Consider the following 17,713-nt stretch of genomic DNA (forward strand, 5'->3'; position numbering starts at 1 on the left):
TCCCGCCTGCGCGGGAATGACGAGTATATGTGCTAAACCGCCTGCCCAGCCGCCCAGCCACTGGCCCACGCCCATTGAAAATTATAGCCGCCCAGCCACCCGGTCACGTCCACCGCCTCACCAATCGCGTACAGCCCCGGCACCTTGGCCGCCTCCATCGTCCGCGATGACAGGCCCGCCGTCGCGATCCCGCCGACCGTCACCTCCGCCTTGGCGTAACCTTCAGTCCCTGTCGGCTCGAACGGCCAGTCATGCAGCCGCGCGCCCAACTGCCGCAGCGCCTTGTCGGACAGACTGCCCATCTCGCCCTGCACCCCGGCCCGCTCCAGCAGCGCATCGGCCAGCCGCTCGGTCAACGCCTGCGCCACCACCTTGCGCAAACTGGCCCGCGGCCGCTCCCGCTTCGCCTCGATCAGCCAGTCCGCCCCATGATCGGGCAGGAAATCGACATGGATCGGGGTGCGATGCTGCCAGTAGGAGGAAATCTGCAACATTGCCGGCCCCGACAACCCGCGATGCGTAAACAAAGCCGCCTCGCGAAAACGCACCTTGTTCCAGCGCACCGAGACATCGGCCGACACGCCCGACAGCGCCTGAAACAGCGCCTCCTCCGTCCCCAGCGTGAACGGCACCAGCGCAGGCCGGGGCTGGACAATCGACAGCCCAAATTGCCGCGCGACCTCATAGGCAAAGCCGGTCGCGCCCATCTTCGGGATGGACGGCCCGCCGGTCGCCAGCACCAGCGCGGGCGCGCGATGCTCCACCCCGCCCGTCGTCACCCGATACAGCCCATCACCATGTGCCACATCCGCCACCGGCTGCCCCAGCGCCAGCGTCACGCCGCCCTTGGCACATTCCTCCTCCAGCATCGCGACGATCTGTTTCGCGGACCCGTCGCAAAACAGCTGCCCCAGCGTCTTTTCATGCCAGGCGATGCCATAGTGATCGACCAACGCGATGAAATCCTGCGCGCTATAGCGCCCCAGCGCCGATTTGGCGAAATGCGGATTGGCCGACAGATAGCGATCCGCCGCCGTATCGACATTGGTGAAATTGCACCGCCCGCCGCCCGAAATCAGGATCTTCTTGCCCACTTGGTCGGCATGATCGACCAGCAGCACCCGCTTGCCCCGTTGCCCCGCTATCGCCGCGCACATCATCCCCGCCGCGCCTGCGCCCAGGACGATCGCGTCCCAATCGGCCATCAGCGGCCCCGCTTCAGACGCACCAGCGCCTCGTCCAGCGCCGACAGAAATCGCGACCGGTCATTCTTGCCGAACGGCGGCGGCCCGCCAATCTGCTCACCCCCGGCCCGCAAATCCGCCATGATCGCCCGCGTGGCAATCGCCGCGCCAATGGAACTCAATGTAAAAGGCTTGCCATTGGGCGCAATCACGACCGCACCGGCTTTCAGGCACCGGTCGGCCAGCAATATGTCGGCGGTGATGCACACCGAACCCGCATCCGCCCGCTCGGCGATCCAGTCGTCCGCCGCATCGAACCCATCGCTCACCACCACCCGGTCGAGCAATTCATGCGCCGGGATTCGGATCGGGCTGTTGCTGACGATCGTCACCGGCACGCCATGGCGAAAGGCGACCTTGTAAATCTCGTCCTTCACAGGACAGGCATCGGCATCGACCAGAATCTTCATGGATGGCGCGATAAGCGCGGGGGCGGCACTTCACAATGGCGAGTATGTACGCGGCGTGTTCCCGCGCAGGCGGGAACCCGGTTCAAACGGCGGGACTGGGTTCCCGCCTGCGCGGGAACACACCGCCCCATTATTTCCCCCTATGACCATTCGCCGCCTTCACCCCAGGGCGATCCTGCCCTACATGGGACGCAATGAGCGCCCCCCTGTACAACAAAGATATTTTGCGGCTCGCCGCCAGCATCCCGCATCACCACCGCCTGCCCGCCCCGCAGGCGAGCGTCGAGCGGCGGTCGCCAACCTGCGGATCGCGGGTGACGGTGGACGTGGCGATGGCCGACGGTCGCCTCGCCGACATCGGGTTGGACGTAAAGGCGTGCGCGCTGGGGCAGGCGTCCGCGTCCTTGATGGCGGCGCAGGCGATCGGCATGAGCGCTGATGAACTGGCCGACGCCCGCGACCGGCTCACCGCCTATCTTTCCGGTGCCAGCGACGATCTCGATTTCTGGCCCGGCCTTGCCGTGCTGGCCCCCGCGCGCGGCTACCCCGCCCGCCATGCCTCGATCCGCCTGGGCTTTGAAGCCATTGCCGAAGCCGCCCGGATGGCTGACGCCTGATGGCCACGCCAACCGCTCCCGCCAGCGGCCCAACCATCAGCGCAACCGAAATATTGCTGTCCGAAGGCGTCATCCTGCTGGGTGCCGCGCTGCTGTTCGTCATCCTGTTCCGCCGCTTCGGGCTTGGCGCGGTGCTGGGCTATCTCGTCGCGGGGGCGCTGGTCGGGCCGCAGGGGCTGGGGCTGGTTGGCGGGGGCGAATCGAAGCTCGCCATTGCCGAAATCGGCATCGTCCTGCTGCTCTTCCTCGTCGGGCTTGAACTGCATCCCGCCCGTCTCTGGCGGCTGAAGAAGGACATCTTCGCGCTCGGCATGGCGCAAGTCGTGCTGTGCGGCTGCGCCCTCACCGCGATCATCTTCTATTTCACCGGCTTCACCTGGGGCGCGGCGATTGCGCTCGGCCTGCCGCTCGCCCTCTCCTCCACCGCGCAGGTGTTGCCGGGCCTCAAATCCAGCGGCCGCATCAATTCGCCCTTTGGTGAAAAAATATTCTCGATCCTGCTGTTTCAGGATCTTTCGATCGTCCCACTGATCACCATCGTCGCGGCGCTTTCCCGCAATCCGGCTGACGCGGGCGGACCACCGGGATGGATGACGGCGGCCTACACCGTCGCCGCGATTGCAGGCCTCGTCCTTGCAGGCCGCTTCATCCTGCGCCCGCTCCTCTCCCTCGTCGGACGCTTCGGTGAGCGCGAACTGTTCGTCACCGTCGGCCTGTTCACCGTGCTGGCCGCCGCCGCGCTGATGCACAGCCTGCACTTGTCGACCGCTCTGGGTGCCTTCGTCGCGGGCGTCATGCTCGCCGATTCGCCCTATCGGCATGAAATTGAGGCCGACGTCGAGCCCTTCCGCTCGATCCTGCTCGGCCTCTTCTTCCTCGCCGTCGGCATGGTGCTGGACCTCGCCACCGTCGCGGCCAATCCAATATTCGTCATCGGCATGGCGCTGATCCTGGTCGCGACCAAGGCGGCGATCATCGCGGGCCTCGCGCGCCTGTTCGGCATGGACTGGCGACCCGCACTGGGTGCTGGCCTGTTGCTGAGCCAGGGCGGCGAATTCGGCTTCGTCCTGTTCGCCCAGGCGCAGGGCGCGCTGCTGATCGCACCCGAAGCCGCCAGCCTGTTCAGCGCCATCGTCACCTTCTCCATGGCGACGACGCCCTTCCTGATGCTGTTCGCCCGCCGTTTCGAATTCGCCGCGCCAAAGGATGGCGCGGACCTGCCCGGCCCGGACCAGGCACCACGCGGCACCGCCATTATCGTTGGCTATGGCCGTTTCGGCCAGACCGTCGCGCAAATGCTGATCGGCCATGGCTTTGCCGTCGTGTCGATCGACAAGAAGCCCGCCCAGATCGAAGTGTCGCAGCGGTTCGACACGAAGGTTTATTATGGCGACGGCACCCGCATCGACCTGCTCCACCGCGCAGGTGCCGACGAAGCCCGGCTGATCGCCTTCTGCATCGACGATCCCTCGCTCGACAGCCGCACGCTCCAGCCGATCGCCGAAGCCTTCCCGCAGGCGGCCCTCATGGTCCGCGCCTTCGACCGCAAGCAGTTGCTGGCCTTGCAGGACATGGATCTGGCCGGGGTCGTGCGCGAAGTCTATGAATCGGCCATCTGCATGGGTGTGCAGGCAATGGAAGCGCTGGGTGTCCCGCCGGAAGAGGTCGAGGAAGTCGAACGCCAATATCGCGCCAATGATCAGCAGCGCCTCGCGCTCCAGATAGAACATGGCACGCTGCTGGCAGCCAAGGATCTGGTGTATCGCCCTGGTCGGGGGATGCGGCTGCTCACCCGTGGCGATGGAGACAAGCCATGATCGCAATTCTTGCCGCCCTCTCCGCCGCCCTCGCCATCGGCGCGGGCGCGTTCGGCGCGCATGGCGTTACCGATCCCAAGGCGATGGAGTGGCTGCGCACCGGCGGCCTCTATCAACTGATCCACGCCGTCGCCGCGCTGGCGATCATGGGCGTGGCGCGCGGCGCGGCGGCGCTCCTGCTGGTCGGCGCGGCGATCTTTGCCTTCACCCTCTACGCGATGGCGCTGGGCGCTCCCAAATGGCTGGGCGCGATTACCCCGATCGGCGGGCTGCTGATGATCGCCGGATGGCTGTGGGCGGCATGGACCTTCGGGCAACGCTGACGCGCGCCCTTGCCCCCGCCACTGACCCGGCCTAGATTGACGTCATGGCCGACCATCACCATCATCATCACGAACCCACCGGCACCCGGCTGGCCGACGCCGCGCGCGTCACGCTGGAAGCGCAGAGCGAGCAATGGACGCCGATGCGCGCGGCCATTTTCGATGCGCTGGCGGCGGAGGAAAAGCCCGCTTCGGCCTATGACATCGCCGATACCGTGTCCAAGGCGCGCGGCAAGCGGGTCGCGCCCAACAGCGTCTATCGCATCCTTGACCTGTTCGTGACCAACAATATCGCGATGCGGGTCGAAAGCGCCAACGCCTATATCGCCAATGCCCATCCCGGCTGCCACCATGACTGCATCTTCCTGGTATGCCGCACCTGCAAGCAGGCCACGCACCTTGATGATGACAAGGTCACCAACCAGGTCCGCGCCGTCGCCGAGCAGGAAGGGTTCAGGCCCGAACGCCCGGTGATAGAGATTTTGGGGATATGCGCCAAATGCGCCGCATAAGTGGATCGTTGCGCTTCGTGACGGAACGGCCTAGCGCCCTGACGAGTCTATGTCTTTCATGAACGATCGCCCCGAAACCCCGTTGCTCGACCAGGTGATCTGGCCGTCCGACCTGCGCGCCCTCAAGCCGGAGCAGCTGCGGCAGCTCGCCGACGAACTGCGTCAGGAGGTGATCGCCGCCGTCGGCGTCACTGGTGGCCATCTGGGGTCCGGGCTGGGCGTCGTGGAACTCACCACCGCCATCCATTATGTGTTCGACACGCCCCGCGACAAGCTGATCTGGGACGTGGGGCATCAATGCTACCCGCACAAAATCCTGACCGGGCGGCGCGACCGCATCCGCACCCTGCGTCAGGGTGGCGGCCTGTCGGGCTTCACCAAGCGGTCCGAATCCGATTATGACCCGTTCGGCGCGGCGCACAGCTCCACATCGATCAGCGCGGCTCTGGGCTTTGCCATCGCCAACAAGATGCAGGATCAGCCAGGCAAGGGCATCGCCGTCATCGGCGATGGCGCCATGTCGGCGGGCATGGCCTATGAGGCGATGAACAATGCACAGGCGGCGGGCAATCGCCTGATCGTCATTCTGAACGACAATGACATGTCGATCGCCCCGCCCGTCGGTGGCCTGTCGGGCTATCTCGCGCGGCTCGTGTCCAGCCGCGAATTTCTGGGCCTGCGCGATCTTGCCAAGCGACTGGCGCGCAAGCTGCCCCGCCCGCTCCACAATGCCGCGCGCAAGACCGACGAATTTGCCCGCGGTATGGCGATGGGCGGCACCTTGTTCGAGGAATTGGGCTTCTATTATGTCGGCCCGGTCGATGGTCATAATCTCGACCAGCTGATCCCGGTGCTGGAAAATGTCCGCGACGCTGCCGAAGGGCCGTGCCTGATCCATGTCGTCACGCAAAAGGGCAAGGGCTATGGTCCCGCCGAAGCGGCCGACGACAAATATCATGGCGTCCAGAAATTCGACGTCATCACCGGCACCCAGGCCAAGGCTCCCCCCGGCCCGCCCAGCTACACCAATGTCTTTGCCCAGGCGCTGATCGCCGAGGCACAGCGCGATCCGACCGTCTGCGCCATCACCGCCGCCATGCCGTCCGGCACCGGTCTCGACAAATTCGCGACCGCCTTCCCCGACCGCTGCTTTGACGTCGGCATCGCCGAACAACATGCCGTCACCTTCGCCGCCGGCCTCGCCGCGCAAGGAATGCGGCCCTTCTGCGCGATCTATTCGACCTTCCTGCAACGCGCCTATGATCAGGTTGTCCATGACGTCGCGATCCAGAACCTGCCGGTGCGATTCGCGATCGACCGGGCGGGTCTCGTCGGCGCGGACGGATCGACCCATGCGGGCAGTTTCGACGTCACCTATCTCGCCACCCTGCCCAATATGGTGGTGATGGCGGCAGCGGACGAGGCGGAACTGGTCCACATGACCCATACCGCCGCCTGCCACGACAGCGGTCCGATCGCGTTACGCTACCCGCGCGGCAACGGCACCGGCGTCGATATGCCTGTCGTCCCTGAGCGCCTTGAAATCGGCAAGGGCCGCATCGTGCGCGACGGGCGGCAGGTCGCCATCCTCTCGCTCGGCACCCGGCTGGAGGAAGCGCTGAAAGCCGCCGAAGCGCTGGAAGCCCGTGGCCTGTCCACCACCGTCGCCGACCTGCGCTTCGCCAAGCCGCTCGACGAAGCCATGATCCGCCGCCTGCTCACCACCCACGAAGTCGCCGTGACGATAGAGGAAGGCGCGATCGGCGGCCTCGGCGCCCATGTGCTGACGCTGGCCAGCGACCTGGGCCTTATCGACAACGGCCTGAAACTACGCACCCTGCGCCTGCCGGACGTGTTTCAGGATCAGGACAAGCCCGAAAAACAATATGCCGACGCCCGTCTGGACGCGGATGCCATCATCGACACTGTGCTGACGGCATTGCGGCATAATAGCGTCGGGACGGAAGCGCGGGCGTAAAATCCTCCCAGTTGGGGGGGAGGGCTATCGCTTATAGAACAATGTCATCCTTCATCGTCATCCTGAACTTGTTTCAGGATCCATTTATCGTCGCGAACAGCCGCTTTTGGGGCACGATGGATGCTGAAACAAGTTCAGCATGACGTTGGATGCGAAGGATGTCCCGGTATCCACCACGCAAGAAAAAGGGGCCAATCGGCCCCTTTTCCATTCCTTACTGCTGCGGCGTCGCCGCCCTCGCGTCCTGCCCGTCGCCTTCGGGCGCTGCGATGATGTCGCGTGTCGTCGCACCCTTGTCGACCACTTCGGTGCCGGGATCACCCGCGGTCGAGCGGATGCCCGCCGCTGCATTGGCGCGACCGGCGGCGTTCAGCGTTGATGTTTCGGTCGCGCTGCGCTGGGCCGGGCCGCCGAACATCGCTTCCATCGCCGCCTTGCTCGAATCGACCGCATTGGAAGAAGGCGTGCCGGGCGCGGGCGGGACCAGCGCGAAATCGGGCGGGATCACCAAGGGCGCCTGCCGCGACACCGCGAATTCATCGGGGCGTTCACGGTTGAACAGGCCACCGCCGCCGCCACAGGCCGACAGGGTGGAGAGCAGACCGGCGGCAAGGATCAGTTTAAGCTTCACTTCAAAGTCTCCGTATTTGCGCCCTTGTCGCGCAGCAGCAACGCGCGCGCAAGCAGGATCAGCACGCCGATGGTGATGGCTGCGTCAGCCAGGTTGAAAATCAGGAAGGGCCGCCATTCGCCAAAATGCAGATCCGCATAATCAACGACATAGCCCAGCCTGATCCGGTCGACGATATTGCCGATCGCCCCGCCCAGCACCAGCCCCAGCGCCGCGACATCCTGCCGTGCCTTTTCGCGCCACATCCACACACCGACAAAGCCAGCGATCAAGATGGTCATCCCCACCAGCGCCCAGCGCATCAGGTCGGTATCGGCATGAAAAAAGCCCATCGACACCCCTCGATTTTCCAGCCAGCGCAGGCGAAAGATCGGCAAAATCTCGATACCCGTCTCCGCCCGGCTTTTCAGCGCCAGCGGATAGGTAACGGCATATTTGATCAGCTGGTCGAGCGCCAACGTCACGATCGCGACGGTCAGCCCCAGCGGGCGGTGGTTGATAGGGGTGGGCATGGTTCTGTTATCTCAGCCTTATAAGATGACGTCATCCTGAACTTGTTTCAGGATCCATTCGCCCAACGCTCCGAACGTCATCGCAACGGTTGCGCCAATGGATCCCGGATCAAGTCCGGGATGACGAGATTTTGCGACAGCCCTTATACCTTCACCACGTCATCGCACCGGTCGCACAATGCGCCATCCTCGGCAACTTCGGGCAGCAACCGCCAGCAGCGCCCGCATTTATGCCACTCGCTCGGGCGGACGCTGATGCCGTCGCCCTCGCCCATGGTCACCCGCGCGACGATTGCGACTTCGGCGAAATCCACGTCGCCCACGGCCAGCACCTGCCCCATGGTGACGTCGGCCTCCAGGCTGGAGCGAACGATCTTCTCGCGCCGCAACGGCTCGATCGCCTCGTTCACCTGTTCGCGCTGGCTGCGCAGCTCGGTCCATTTTTCGTCCAGATGCGCGTTGATCCAGTGACGGTCGATCTCCGGCCATTCCAGAAAATGCACGCTTTCCTCGTCACTTGGGAATCGGCTTTGCCATACTTCCTCGGCGGTGAAGGGGATGATCGGCGCGGCATAGCGGACCAGCGCGTGGAACAGCGTATCGAGCAAAGTGCGATAGGCGCGGCGCTTGGGGTCCGACGGCGCGTCGCAATAGAGGCAGTCCTTGCGGATGTCGAAGAAGAAGGCCGACAGGTCGCTATTGGCGAAATCGAACAGCGCGCGAGTGTAGCGGCTGAATTCCAGCCAATTGTCGCTGCCCGCCGCCTTGTCCACGACCGACCGCAACTCCGCATCCAGCACCGCCAGCCGGTGGAGCATATAGCGCTCCAGCTCCGGCATTTCGGCGTAAGACACCGCTTCTGCCTCTTCATCATAATCGGCAAGAGCGCCCAGCATGTAACGGAATGTATTGCGCAATTTGCGATAGGCATCGGACGATCCGGCCAGCACTTCCTTGCCGATGCGCACGTCATCGAAATAGTCGGTGCTGGCGACCCAGACGCGCAATATGTCCGCGCCGCTTTCGCCCATGATCTTGAGCGGATCGACCACATTGCCCAGCGACTTGGACATTTTCCGGCCCGTCCCGTCGAGCGCGAAGCCATGGGTCAGCACCGCGTCATAGGGCGCACGCCCGCGCGTGCCGCTGGATTCGAGCAAAGATGACTGGAACCAGCCGCGATGCTGGTCCGACCCTTCCAGATAGAGGTCCGCGCGCACGCCCTCGCCATAGCGGGCCTCCACCACGAAACTGTGGGTCGACCCTGAATCGAACCACACGTCGAGAATGTCGGTCACGACCTCATAGTCGTTGAGGTCGTAATCCGGCCCCAGCAACGCCTGATGATCCGCCGCGAACCAGGCATCCGCCCCCGCGCCCTTGAACGCGTCGATGATCCGGGCATTGACTGCCGGATCAACCAGATATTGCCCACTCTTGCGATGGACATAGAGCGCGATCGGCACGCCCCAGGCCCGCTGGCGGCTGATCACCCAGTCAGGGCGATCGCTAACCATCGCATTGATCCGGTTCCGCGACCGCTCCGGCACCCAGCGGGTGTTGGCGATAGCATCGAGCGCCACGCCGCGCAGCGTCGGGCCGTTGCCCTTAATGCCCTCCCCCTCCAGGGGGAGGGTTGGGTGAGGGTGTGCCACGTCGATAGCGGGACGCTCGGCTCCGCCTCGCTCCCTCTCTCCCCAACCCTCTCCCCGCCGGGGAGAGGGAGCAGTGGGCTTGTCCATGGGGATGAACCATTGCGGGGTGCAGCGATAGATGATCCGCGCCTTGGACCGCCAGCTATGGGGATAGCTATGCTTGAACTCGCTGGCCGACAGCAGCGCGCCAGCCGCGCGCAGGTCGCTACAGATCGGGCCGTCCGCGCCGTTGAACTTGGTGTTGATGACGCTGCCCTGCCCCGGCAGCCATTCCCAATCATCGCGATAGAAACCCGCATCATTGACCGCAAACACCGGATCGATCCCCAGCGCCTTGCACGCAATGAAATCCTCCTCGCCATGGTCGGGCGCCATATGGACGAGACCGGTGCCCGCGTCGGTCGTGACATGGTCGGCGGGAAGGAAAGGACGGGGACGATCGAAGAAGCCCAGAACTTCGTCACCCCGGACTTGATCCGGGGTCCCGCTGCCTTCGCCGCGTTCGGAAGAAGAAGCGGGATCCCGGCTTTCGCCGGGATGACGGAGGGATTTGGCCATAGGATGACGCGCGATGGCTCCAGCAAGGTCTTTTCCAGTGCCACGCCAAAGCGGCTTAAACAAATCGTCCGGTACAAAAGCGGCGCGCGCGCGAACATCGTCAAAGAGCTTAGCCGCAACCAAAATGACGCCATCCCAAACGCGACGGAGGTTCTCAGTCGTAGATGGCAGCGTCTTGTCTATCAGTTCAAACTGCTGAACTCGATGAGCGACATACTCAATCCCCTCCCCAAACGCGATCGCCTGGTTCACCGGGATCGTCCAGGGCGTCGTCGTCCAGATCACCGCATAAGCGCCAACCAGCTCCGGCGCGTTCGGCGCGTCCACAATCTCAAACGCCACGTCGATCTGCGTCGACGTCACATCCTCATATTCCACCTCAGCCTCGGCCAGCGCGGTTTTTTCGACCGGGGACCACATCACCGGCTTGGCCCCGCGATACAGCTGGCCGCTCTCCGCGAATTTGAGCAATTCGCCGACGATCGTCGCCTCGGCATCGAACTTCATCGTGAGGTACGGATCGGCCCAGTCGCCCATCACGCCCAGACGCTTGAACTGCTCCTTCTGCACGCCCACCCATTTGTCGGCATAGGCGCGGCACTGGGCGCGGAATTCGGCGGCGGGCACCTCGTCCTTGTTCAGCTTCTTCTTGCGATATTCCTCCTCGATCTTCCATTCGATCGGCAGGCCGTGGCAATCCCAGCCCGGCACATAGGGCGCATCCTTGCCCAGCAGGGATTGCGACCGGACGATGATGTCCTTGAGCACCTTGTTCATCGCATGGCCCATATGGATGTCGCCATTGGCGTAGGGCGGGCCGTCATGCAGGATGAAGCGCTCGCGCCCCTTGCGCCGCTCGCGCAGCCGGTCATACAGACCCATCGCCTCCCACTTCGCCGCGATCGCGGGTTCCTTGCTCGACAGGCCGGCCTTCATCGGAAAGTCGGTGACGGGCAGGAAAACGGTGGACTTATAGTCAGGTGCGTCGGTCATATTGGGTCCGGTATCTGCTAATGACCGTTCGCCCTGAGCGAAGTCGAAGGGCTCGACCGACCGATAGGGAGGTCACTTCGCTCCGCTCAGTGGAAGGCTTCGACTTCGCTCAGCCCGAACGGGTGAGAAAACAAGCCGCCATTAGGCGACGTAAGGCGTTCCCGCAAGGATTTGCCGCGCATCGTCACAGTCTCGCGCGATCCCCGCCATCAACGCATCCAGCCCATCATATTTCAGCTCGCCATGCAGAAACGCGATCAGCTGCACGGCAATGCACTGGTCATACAGGCTCTCGGCAAAGTCGAAGAAATGCGGCTCCAGCAATTCCTTGGGCGGGTCGAAGGTCGGGCGGATACCCAGATTCGCCGCGCCGTCAAGCACCCGCCCGTCGGGCAAAATCCCGCGCACCGCATAAATGCCATAGGCCGGGCGCAAATAGCTGCCCATATCGACATTAGCGGTGGGGAAACCGATCGTCCGACCCAATTTGTCGCCATGCTGCACTGCGCCTTCGATCGTGAAGGGCCGGGTCAGCAGCCGGGTCGCGGTCGCGCAATCGCCCGCCTGCAACGCCGCGCGAATGCGGCTGGATGAAATCACTGCCCCGTCGGCATCGGTCACGGGCGCCACCGCCTGCGCCCACATGCCCCATGGCGCGCCCAGTTCGGACAAAAGCGCCACCGATCCGGCCCGCCCCTTGCCAAAGGTGAAGTCCTGCCCCGTCACCACCCCGGCCACGGCCATATCGACGGCCAGCAGGCGCACGAACGCCGCCGGATCGAGCGCGGCCAGTTCCGGGGTAAAGGCAAACACCATCATCGCGTCCGCCCCGGCGGCGGCGAACAAAGCCTGCCGCTGGTCGAGCGTGGTGAGGCGAAAATGCGGCGTATCGGGCCGGAACAGCCGCATCGGATGGGGATCGAATGTCGCGACGATGACGGGACGCCCCTCCGCACTGGCGCGGTCTATCGCATGGCCGACCACGGCCTGATGCCCGGCGTGAAACCCGTCAAAATTGCCCAGCGCCATGATGGCCCCGCGCAAATGCGCCGGGACCGGGGCGCCGCTTGTCAGCCGCTCCATGGCGCGGCCTATAGGGGGGTGGCGACGGCGTGGCAATGCGGCATGACTACTCCTCCGTTCGCCCTGAGCGAAGTCGAAGGGCCATGCCGAGCGGAGGCGAGGCACTTCGGCTTCGCTCAGTGGAGGGCTTCGACTTCGCTCAGCCCGAACGGATAATTATTCACGCTTGAGCGTCACAAAACTATAGGCGGGTCGTCCGTCCAGCGCGCCATGGTCCTCCCGCGCCACTTCCACCCAGTCTGCCGGATCAGGATAGGCAATGCTGGCATCCCCCACCGCGTCCAGATGCACTTCGGTCAGCTCGATCCGGTGCGCCTGGCCCAGGAACAGCCGATAGATTTCCGCCCCGCCAATCACCATCACGGTCGGCGCATCGGCCAGCGCCAGCGCGCCCGCGACATCATGCGCCACCTCCGCCCCTGCCCCGCTCCACTTGCCGTCACGGGTCAGCACGATATGGCGACGCCCCGGCAGCAAGCCCGGCAGGCTGTCGAACGTCTTGCGCCCCATGATCATCGGATGCCCCAGCGTCAGCGCCTTGAACCGCTTGAGGTCCGCCGGCAGCCGCCAGGGCAGATCGCCATCCCGCCCGATCACGCCATTATCGGCGCGGGCCAGGATCAAGACGATTTCCGCTTGGCTACTCACAACATCGCTCCATCACCCAATCGTCATTCCCGCGTAGGCGGGAACCCATCTCCCAACCCAACCACCGGCGCAATGGCAGGAGATGGATCCCCGCCTGCGCGGGGATGACGAAGATGTGAAAGGCAACCTTGCCTGAAAACTCACAGCACCAGCCGCGTCACATGCCCCATCTTGCGCCCCGGCCGCGCTTCATGCTTGCCATAGAGGTGCAGATGGTTGGCCGGGTCGGACAGGATCGCCAGCCAGTCATGCGCGGCATCGCCGATCAGGTTGCGCATCTCCACCCGCCGCGCCGCCAGCGCAGTGTCGCCCAGCGGCAGGCCGCAAATCGCGCGGACATGATTTTCAAACTGGCTCGTCAGCGCGCCCTCGATCGTGCCGTGACCGCTATTATGGACGCGCGGCGCCATTTCGTTGAACACCGGTCCGTCGGCGCTGGCGAAAAATTCGCAGGTCAGCACGCCGACATAGTCCAGCGCATCGGCAATCTTGCGCGCCAATGCGCGCGCGGCTGGCACCTGCCCCTCGATCAGCGGCCCGGCGGGCGCGATCGACGTGTCGAGGATACCGTCGACATGGACATTGGCAGAACTGTCCCAGAAGCGCACCTCGCCGTCCGCGCCGCGCACCAAAATGACCGAAAATTCCTCGGCAAAGGTCACAAAGCCTTCCAGGATCGCGCTCTGCCGCCCGATCGCATTCCATGCGCCGACCGCGTCGCCCGGCTCATTGAGCCGCGCCTGCCCCTTGCCGTCATAGCCCATGCGGTTGGTTTTCAGGATCGCCCGGCTGCCGACCTGGGCAATGGCAGCCTCCAGATCGTCCAGATTCTCGACCGGCGCGAACGGCGCGGTCAGCCCGCCCAGATCGCAGACGAAGCGCTTTTCCGCCAGCCGGTCCTGCGCCACCCGCAACGCCTGCGCACCGGGGCGGACCAGACCGTGGGTCGCCAACACCTCGACCGCCGCCGGGTCGATATTCTCAAATTCATAGGTGACGACATCGACGCCATCGGCAAAGGCCGCCAGCGCCACCGCGTCGTCATAGCTGCCCCGCGTCCAGCGCGGTGACACATCGGCTGCGGGGCCGCTCTCCTCCGGCGCATAGATGGCGGTGCGATAGCCCAGCTGCGCGGCGGCAATGGCGATCATCCGGCCCAGCTGTCCGCCGCCAAGGATGCCGATGGTCGAACCGGGCGCAATGGTCGTCATGGGGCCGCTCAGTCCTCGACCGTTTCGGCGACCGCATCGGTCTGCTTCGCGCGCCAGGCGTCCAGCCGCTCGGCGAGCGCGGGATCGTTGGTCGCCAGGATCGCCGCAGCCAGCAGCCCGGCATTGATCGCGCCGGGCTTGCCAATCGCCAGCGTCGCTACGGGAATGCCGCCCGGCATCTGGACGATCGACAGCAGCGAATCCATGCCCTTCAGCGCCTTCGATTCGACCGGCACGCCCAGCACCGGCAGCCGCGTCATCGACGCGCACATGCCCGGCAGATGCGCCGCGCCGCCCGCGCCCGCGATGACGACTTTGAGGCCACGACCGACCGCGCTGGAGGCATAATCATACAGCCGCTGCGGGGTGCGGTGCGCCGACACCACCTTGCATTCATGGGCCACGCCCAGCGCGTCCAGCGTTTCGGCGGCATGGCGCATCGTGTCCCAGTCGGACCGCGACCCCATGATGATGCCGACCTCGATTGCCCCGCTCATGCCCCTGCTTCCCCTCATGGCGCGGCCGCTACGGTGCCGCCCGGAAAGCAAAGCCCCTTAGCGGCCAGCCCGTCGGGGGGCAATGCTATTCCGCCCCGAAACCACCGTGCTCCCGCGCAGGCGGGAGCCCAGTCACGCCGTCTCAACTGGACTCCCGCCTGCGCGGGAGCACGCAGCCTTTACCGCTCCGACAGATAATAGCGCTCGATCGCGCTCAGATCGTCGGCCAGTTCATAGACGATCGGCTGGCCGGTCGGGATTTCCAGTTCGGTAATTTCATCGTCGGGAATGTTCGACAGATGCTTGACCAGCGCGCGCAGCGAATTGCCATGGGCGGAGATCAACACCCGCTTGCCCGCCTTCAGGTCCGGCGCAATCGTCGCCTCCCAATAGGGCAGCACGCGCGCGATCGTGTCCTTCAGGCTCTCGGTCGAGGGGATAGCGATCCCCGCATAGCGGCGGTCCTTGCTCAGGTCGAACTCGCTCCCTGCCTCCAGCACCGGCGGCGGAATGTCGAAGCTGCGGCGCCAGATCTTGACCTGCGCGTCGCCATGCTTGGCCGCCGTCTCCGCCTTGTCCAGGCCCGTCAGCCCGCCATAATGGCGCTCATTCAAGCGCCAGTCCTTCTCCACCGGCAGCCACAGCCGCCCCATTTCCTCCAGCGCCAGATTGAGCGTCTTGATCGCGCGGGTCTGGAGCGAGGTATAGCATTGGTCGAAATCCAGCCCCTTGGCCTTCATCAACTGCCCCGCCGCCCGCGCTTCGCCCGCACCCTTCTCGGTCACGTCCACATCCCACCAGCCGGTGAAGCGGTTTTCCAGATTCCATGACGACTGGCCATGGCGGATTAGGACGAGGGTGGGCATCGGGCATGTCTCCTGCACGTCTGGGAAAAGTCTGCCGCCTCCCATAACGCGCGAAACGCGGCGCGCAAGGTTGCAGCGGCGCGCGCCGCCCCCACATTGCAGTCGATAGGGCGATGGGCTAGCCATGGCGGACCGGGCAGAAGGAACACCCACTTGGCATTTGTGAAGGGCGCGTGGCGCATATTGGTCGCGATCAAGGACGGGCTGGTCCTGCTGTTCCTGCTACTCTTCTTCGGCGCGCTCTACGCCGCCCTCTCCTTCTCACCCAAGCCCGCCGCCAGCATCAGCGCGGGTGCGCTGCTGCTCGACCTGGACGGCACGATCGTCGAACAACCGGCCGAGGCTGATCCCTTCGCATTGCTGTCCGGCTCCGGCCCGGACATGAAGGAATATCGCCTGTCCGACATCGTCACCGCGCTGGAGGCGGCAAAGACGGATACGAAGGTCAAGGCGGTCGTGCTGAACCTGGATGGCTTCATGGGCGGCGGTCAGGTCGCCATCGCCCGCGTCGGTCAGGCGCTCGACGCCTTGCGCGCCGCGAAGAAACCAGTGCTGGCCTACGCCACCCTCTACACCGACGATAGCTATCAGCTTGCCGCCCATGCCAGCGAAGCGTGGAGCGATCCGCTGGGCGGCGTCGCGATCATGGGCCGGGGCGGGTCGGGCCTCTATTACAAAGGGCTGATCGATAAACTCGGCGTCAACACCCATGTCTATCGCGTCGGCACATACAAGAGCTTCGTCGAACCCTATATCCGCGCCGACCAGTCACCCGAAGCCAAGCAGGCCAATCAGGCTTTGGCGGACGTGTTGTGGCAGAACTGGCAGGATGATGTCGCCAAGGCCCGGCCCAGGGCGAAGATCGCCGCCTATGCCGCCGACCCGGTCGCCGCCGCCACCGCCGCCAACGGCAATATGGCGCAGGCCGCCTTGTCCGCAGGCCTGATCGACAAGCTTGGCGACGCCACCGCGTTCGGCGCACGGGTCGCAGAGATTGCGGGCGAAGCATCCGATGCCAAGGCTGGCGGCTTCGCGAAAATCGACCTCGCCGCCTATGTCAAGGCGCGCAAGCCCGCCAATGACGGCCAGATCGGCGTGCTGACGATCGCGGGCAATATCGTCGATGGCGAAGCCGGTCCCGGCACGGCGGCAGGCGACACGATTTCGGACCTGCTGCTGACCGCGCTCAACGAAAAGGATTTGAAAGCCCTGGTCGTCCGCGTCGATTCGCCGGGCGGTTCGGTCATGGCCTCGGAAAAAATCCGGTCCGCGATCCTCAAGGCGAAGGCAGACGGCCTGCCCGTGGTCGTCTCCATGGGCAATGTCGCGGCTAGTGGCGGCTATTGGGTTTCCACCCCCGCCGACATGATCTTTGCGCAGCCGGACACCATCACTGGCTCGATCGGCGTGTTCGGCATCCTCCCCAGCTTTGAAGGCACGCTGGCCAAGATGGGCGTCACCACCGACGGCGTCGCCACCACGCCCCTGTCGGGCCAGCCGGACCTTGCCGGTGGCACCTCCCCGCAATTCGACGCGATCATGCAGATGGGGGTGGAGGACATATACCGCCGTTTCGTCGGCCTGGTCGCAGAAGCGCGCCGCAAGACCCCGGCGCAGATCGACGCCATCGCGCAGGGCCGCGTCTGGGACGGCGGCACCGCGCGGCAAATCGGGCTGGTCGACCGCTTCGGCGGGCTGGAGGACGCCATCGCCGAAGCCGCCCGCCGCGCGAAAATCGACCCCAAAACCGCCCGCGCCTACAATATCGAAAAGACGCCCGACAAATGGGCCGCCTGGATCGAGGCGATGGCCGAGCGCGACACGGACGACGCAGGCGCGCCCCGCGACATGCTGGCGCGCCAGGCGATGGTCCAGCGCGGCTGGGCGATGCAGGCGGTCGCCGACGTCAAGGCGCTCGTCACCGGCGCAGGCATCCGCGCCGACTGCCTGGAATGCCGCAGCTACGGCGCGCCGAAGATGCAAAGCGCAGCGGAAGAACGCGGCGTGATGGCGCTAATCACAAGCCTATGGCGCTAACCCCCTTCTCCCCGGCGGGGAGAAGGATACGAAGCCTTACCCGCGCAGCGGGTTAGGCGAAGTTGGAAGAGGGGGTTCGACGCTAATACCGTGCGCAGCCGTCAGGTCAGCACACCCTCTC

16 protein-coding genes are annotated in these 17,713 nt (G+C 65.0%); 6 read left to right on the top strand and 10 right to left on the bottom strand.

The features are described 5' to 3' along the window. Positions 1–32: 32 nt before the first annotated feature. Both D0Z70_RS08480 and D0Z70_RS08485 read right to left on the bottom strand, forming a co-directional pair. The gene (locus D0Z70_RS08480; RefSeq protein ID WP_119745335.1) at positions 33–1,205 is read right to left on the bottom strand and encodes a BaiN/RdsA family NAD(P)/FAD-dependent oxidoreductase; all 1,173 of its coding nucleotides are present in this window, start codon (positions 1,203–1,205) and stop codon (positions 33–35) included. Next, complete coding sequence (locus tag D0Z70_RS08485; protein WP_119745337.1) at positions 1,205–1,654, bottom strand: YaiI/YqxD family protein; 450 nt, start codon at positions 1,652–1,654, stop codon at positions 1,205–1,207. The genes D0Z70_RS08480 and D0Z70_RS08485 overlap by 1 nt, the downstream gene beginning before the upstream one ends. 194 nt (positions 1,655–1,848) lie before the next feature. On the opposite strand from D0Z70_RS08485, the gene D0Z70_RS08490 reads away from it, so the two are divergent. Genes D0Z70_RS08490 through dxs form a run of 5 tightly spaced genes read left to right on the top strand, consistent with a single transcriptional unit; the run spans position 1,849 to position 6,901 of the window. Continuing rightward, positions 1,849–2,271 (top strand): iron-sulfur cluster assembly scaffold protein, encoded by a 423-nt coding sequence (locus D0Z70_RS08490; RefSeq protein WP_119745339.1) that lies wholly within the window; start codon positions 1,849–1,851, stop codon positions 2,269–2,271. Beyond that, positions 2,271–4,088: a cation:proton antiporter domain-containing protein gene (locus tag D0Z70_RS08495; protein WP_119745341.1), complete on the top strand. Its 1,818-nt coding sequence runs from the start codon at positions 2,271–2,273 to the stop codon at positions 4,086–4,088. Before D0Z70_RS08490 ends, D0Z70_RS08495 begins: the two co-directional genes overlap by 1 nt. After that, positions 4,085–4,411 (top strand): DUF423 domain-containing protein, encoded by a 327-nt coding sequence (locus tag D0Z70_RS08500; protein ID WP_119745343.1) that lies wholly within the window; start codon positions 4,085–4,087, stop codon positions 4,409–4,411. The genes D0Z70_RS08495 and D0Z70_RS08500 overlap by 4 nt, the downstream gene beginning before the upstream one ends. Before the next feature lie 44 nt (positions 4,412–4,455). Continuing rightward, positions 4,456–4,923: a Fur family transcriptional regulator gene (locus tag D0Z70_RS08505; RefSeq protein WP_119745345.1), complete on the top strand. Its 468-nt coding sequence runs from the start codon at positions 4,456–4,458 to the stop codon at positions 4,921–4,923. Between the two features lie 49 nt (positions 4,924–4,972). After that, the gene (dxs, locus tag D0Z70_RS08510; protein WP_220475636.1) at positions 4,973–6,901 is read left to right on the top strand and encodes a 1-deoxy-D-xylulose-5-phosphate synthase; all 1,929 of its coding nucleotides are present in this window, start codon (positions 4,973–4,975) and stop codon (positions 6,899–6,901) included. A 214-nt stretch (positions 6,902–7,115) separates the two neighbouring features. Here the strand turns inward: dxs and D0Z70_RS08515 are convergent, their stop codons facing one another. From D0Z70_RS08515 to gpmA, 8 genes are all read right to left on the bottom strand, one after another. Continuing rightward, complete coding sequence (locus D0Z70_RS08515; protein ID WP_119745347.1) at positions 7,116–7,532, bottom strand: DUF3035 domain-containing protein; 417 nt, start codon at positions 7,530–7,532, stop codon at positions 7,116–7,118. Further along, positions 7,529–8,044 carry a signal peptidase II gene (gene lspA, locus D0Z70_RS08520; RefSeq protein WP_119745349.1) on the bottom strand — a complete coding sequence of 172 codons (516 nt, stop codon included), beginning with the start codon at positions 8,042–8,044 and terminating at the stop codon, positions 7,529–7,531. Before lspA ends, D0Z70_RS08515 begins: the two co-directional genes overlap by 4 nt. 143 nt (positions 8,045–8,187) lie before the next feature. Continuing rightward, a complete protein-coding gene (ileS, locus tag D0Z70_RS08525) occupies positions 8,188–11,250 on the bottom strand; it encodes an isoleucine--tRNA ligase (RefSeq protein ID WP_119745351.1) in 3,063 nt (1,020 codons plus the stop codon). Between the two features lie 141 nt (positions 11,251–11,391). Next, the gene (locus D0Z70_RS08530) at positions 11,392–12,333 is read right to left on the bottom strand and encodes a bifunctional riboflavin kinase/FAD synthetase (protein WP_119745353.1); all 942 of its coding nucleotides are present in this window, start codon (positions 12,331–12,333) and stop codon (positions 11,392–11,394) included. A 156-nt stretch (positions 12,334–12,489) separates the two neighbouring features. Beyond that, positions 12,490–12,981 carry a dihydrofolate reductase gene (locus D0Z70_RS08535; protein WP_119745355.1) on the bottom strand — a complete coding sequence of 164 codons (492 nt, stop codon included), beginning with the start codon at positions 12,979–12,981 and terminating at the stop codon, positions 12,490–12,492. A 140-nt stretch (positions 12,982–13,121) separates the two neighbouring features. Then, positions 13,122–14,192: a 5-(carboxyamino)imidazole ribonucleotide synthase gene (locus tag D0Z70_RS08540; protein WP_119745357.1), complete on the bottom strand. Its 1,071-nt coding sequence runs from the start codon at positions 14,190–14,192 to the stop codon at positions 13,122–13,124. Positions 14,193–14,200: 8 nt separating this feature from the next. Then, on the bottom strand, positions 14,201–14,689 hold the full coding sequence (gene purE, locus D0Z70_RS08545; RefSeq protein ID WP_119745359.1) for a 5-(carboxyamino)imidazole ribonucleotide mutase: 489 nt from the start codon (positions 14,687–14,689) through the stop codon (positions 14,201–14,203). Positions 14,690–14,868: 179 nt separating this feature from the next. Beyond that, complete coding sequence (gene gpmA, locus D0Z70_RS08550) at positions 14,869–15,555, bottom strand: 2,3-diphosphoglycerate-dependent phosphoglycerate mutase (RefSeq protein ID WP_006949882.1); 687 nt, start codon at positions 15,553–15,555, stop codon at positions 14,869–14,871. Positions 15,556–15,708: 153 nt separating this feature from the next. Here gpmA and sppA point away from each other — a divergent pair, with 153 nt between their 5' ends. Continuing rightward, positions 15,709–17,592: a signal peptide peptidase SppA gene (gene sppA, locus D0Z70_RS08555; RefSeq protein ID WP_119745361.1), complete on the top strand. Its 1,884-nt coding sequence runs from the start codon at positions 15,709–15,711 to the stop codon at positions 17,590–17,592. Positions 17,593–17,713 lie beyond the last annotated feature (121 nt).

Source organism: Sphingobium terrigena (assembly GCF_003591655.1).
Lineage (GTDB): Bacteria > Pseudomonadota > Alphaproteobacteria > Sphingomonadales > Sphingomonadaceae > Sphingobium > Sphingobium terrigena.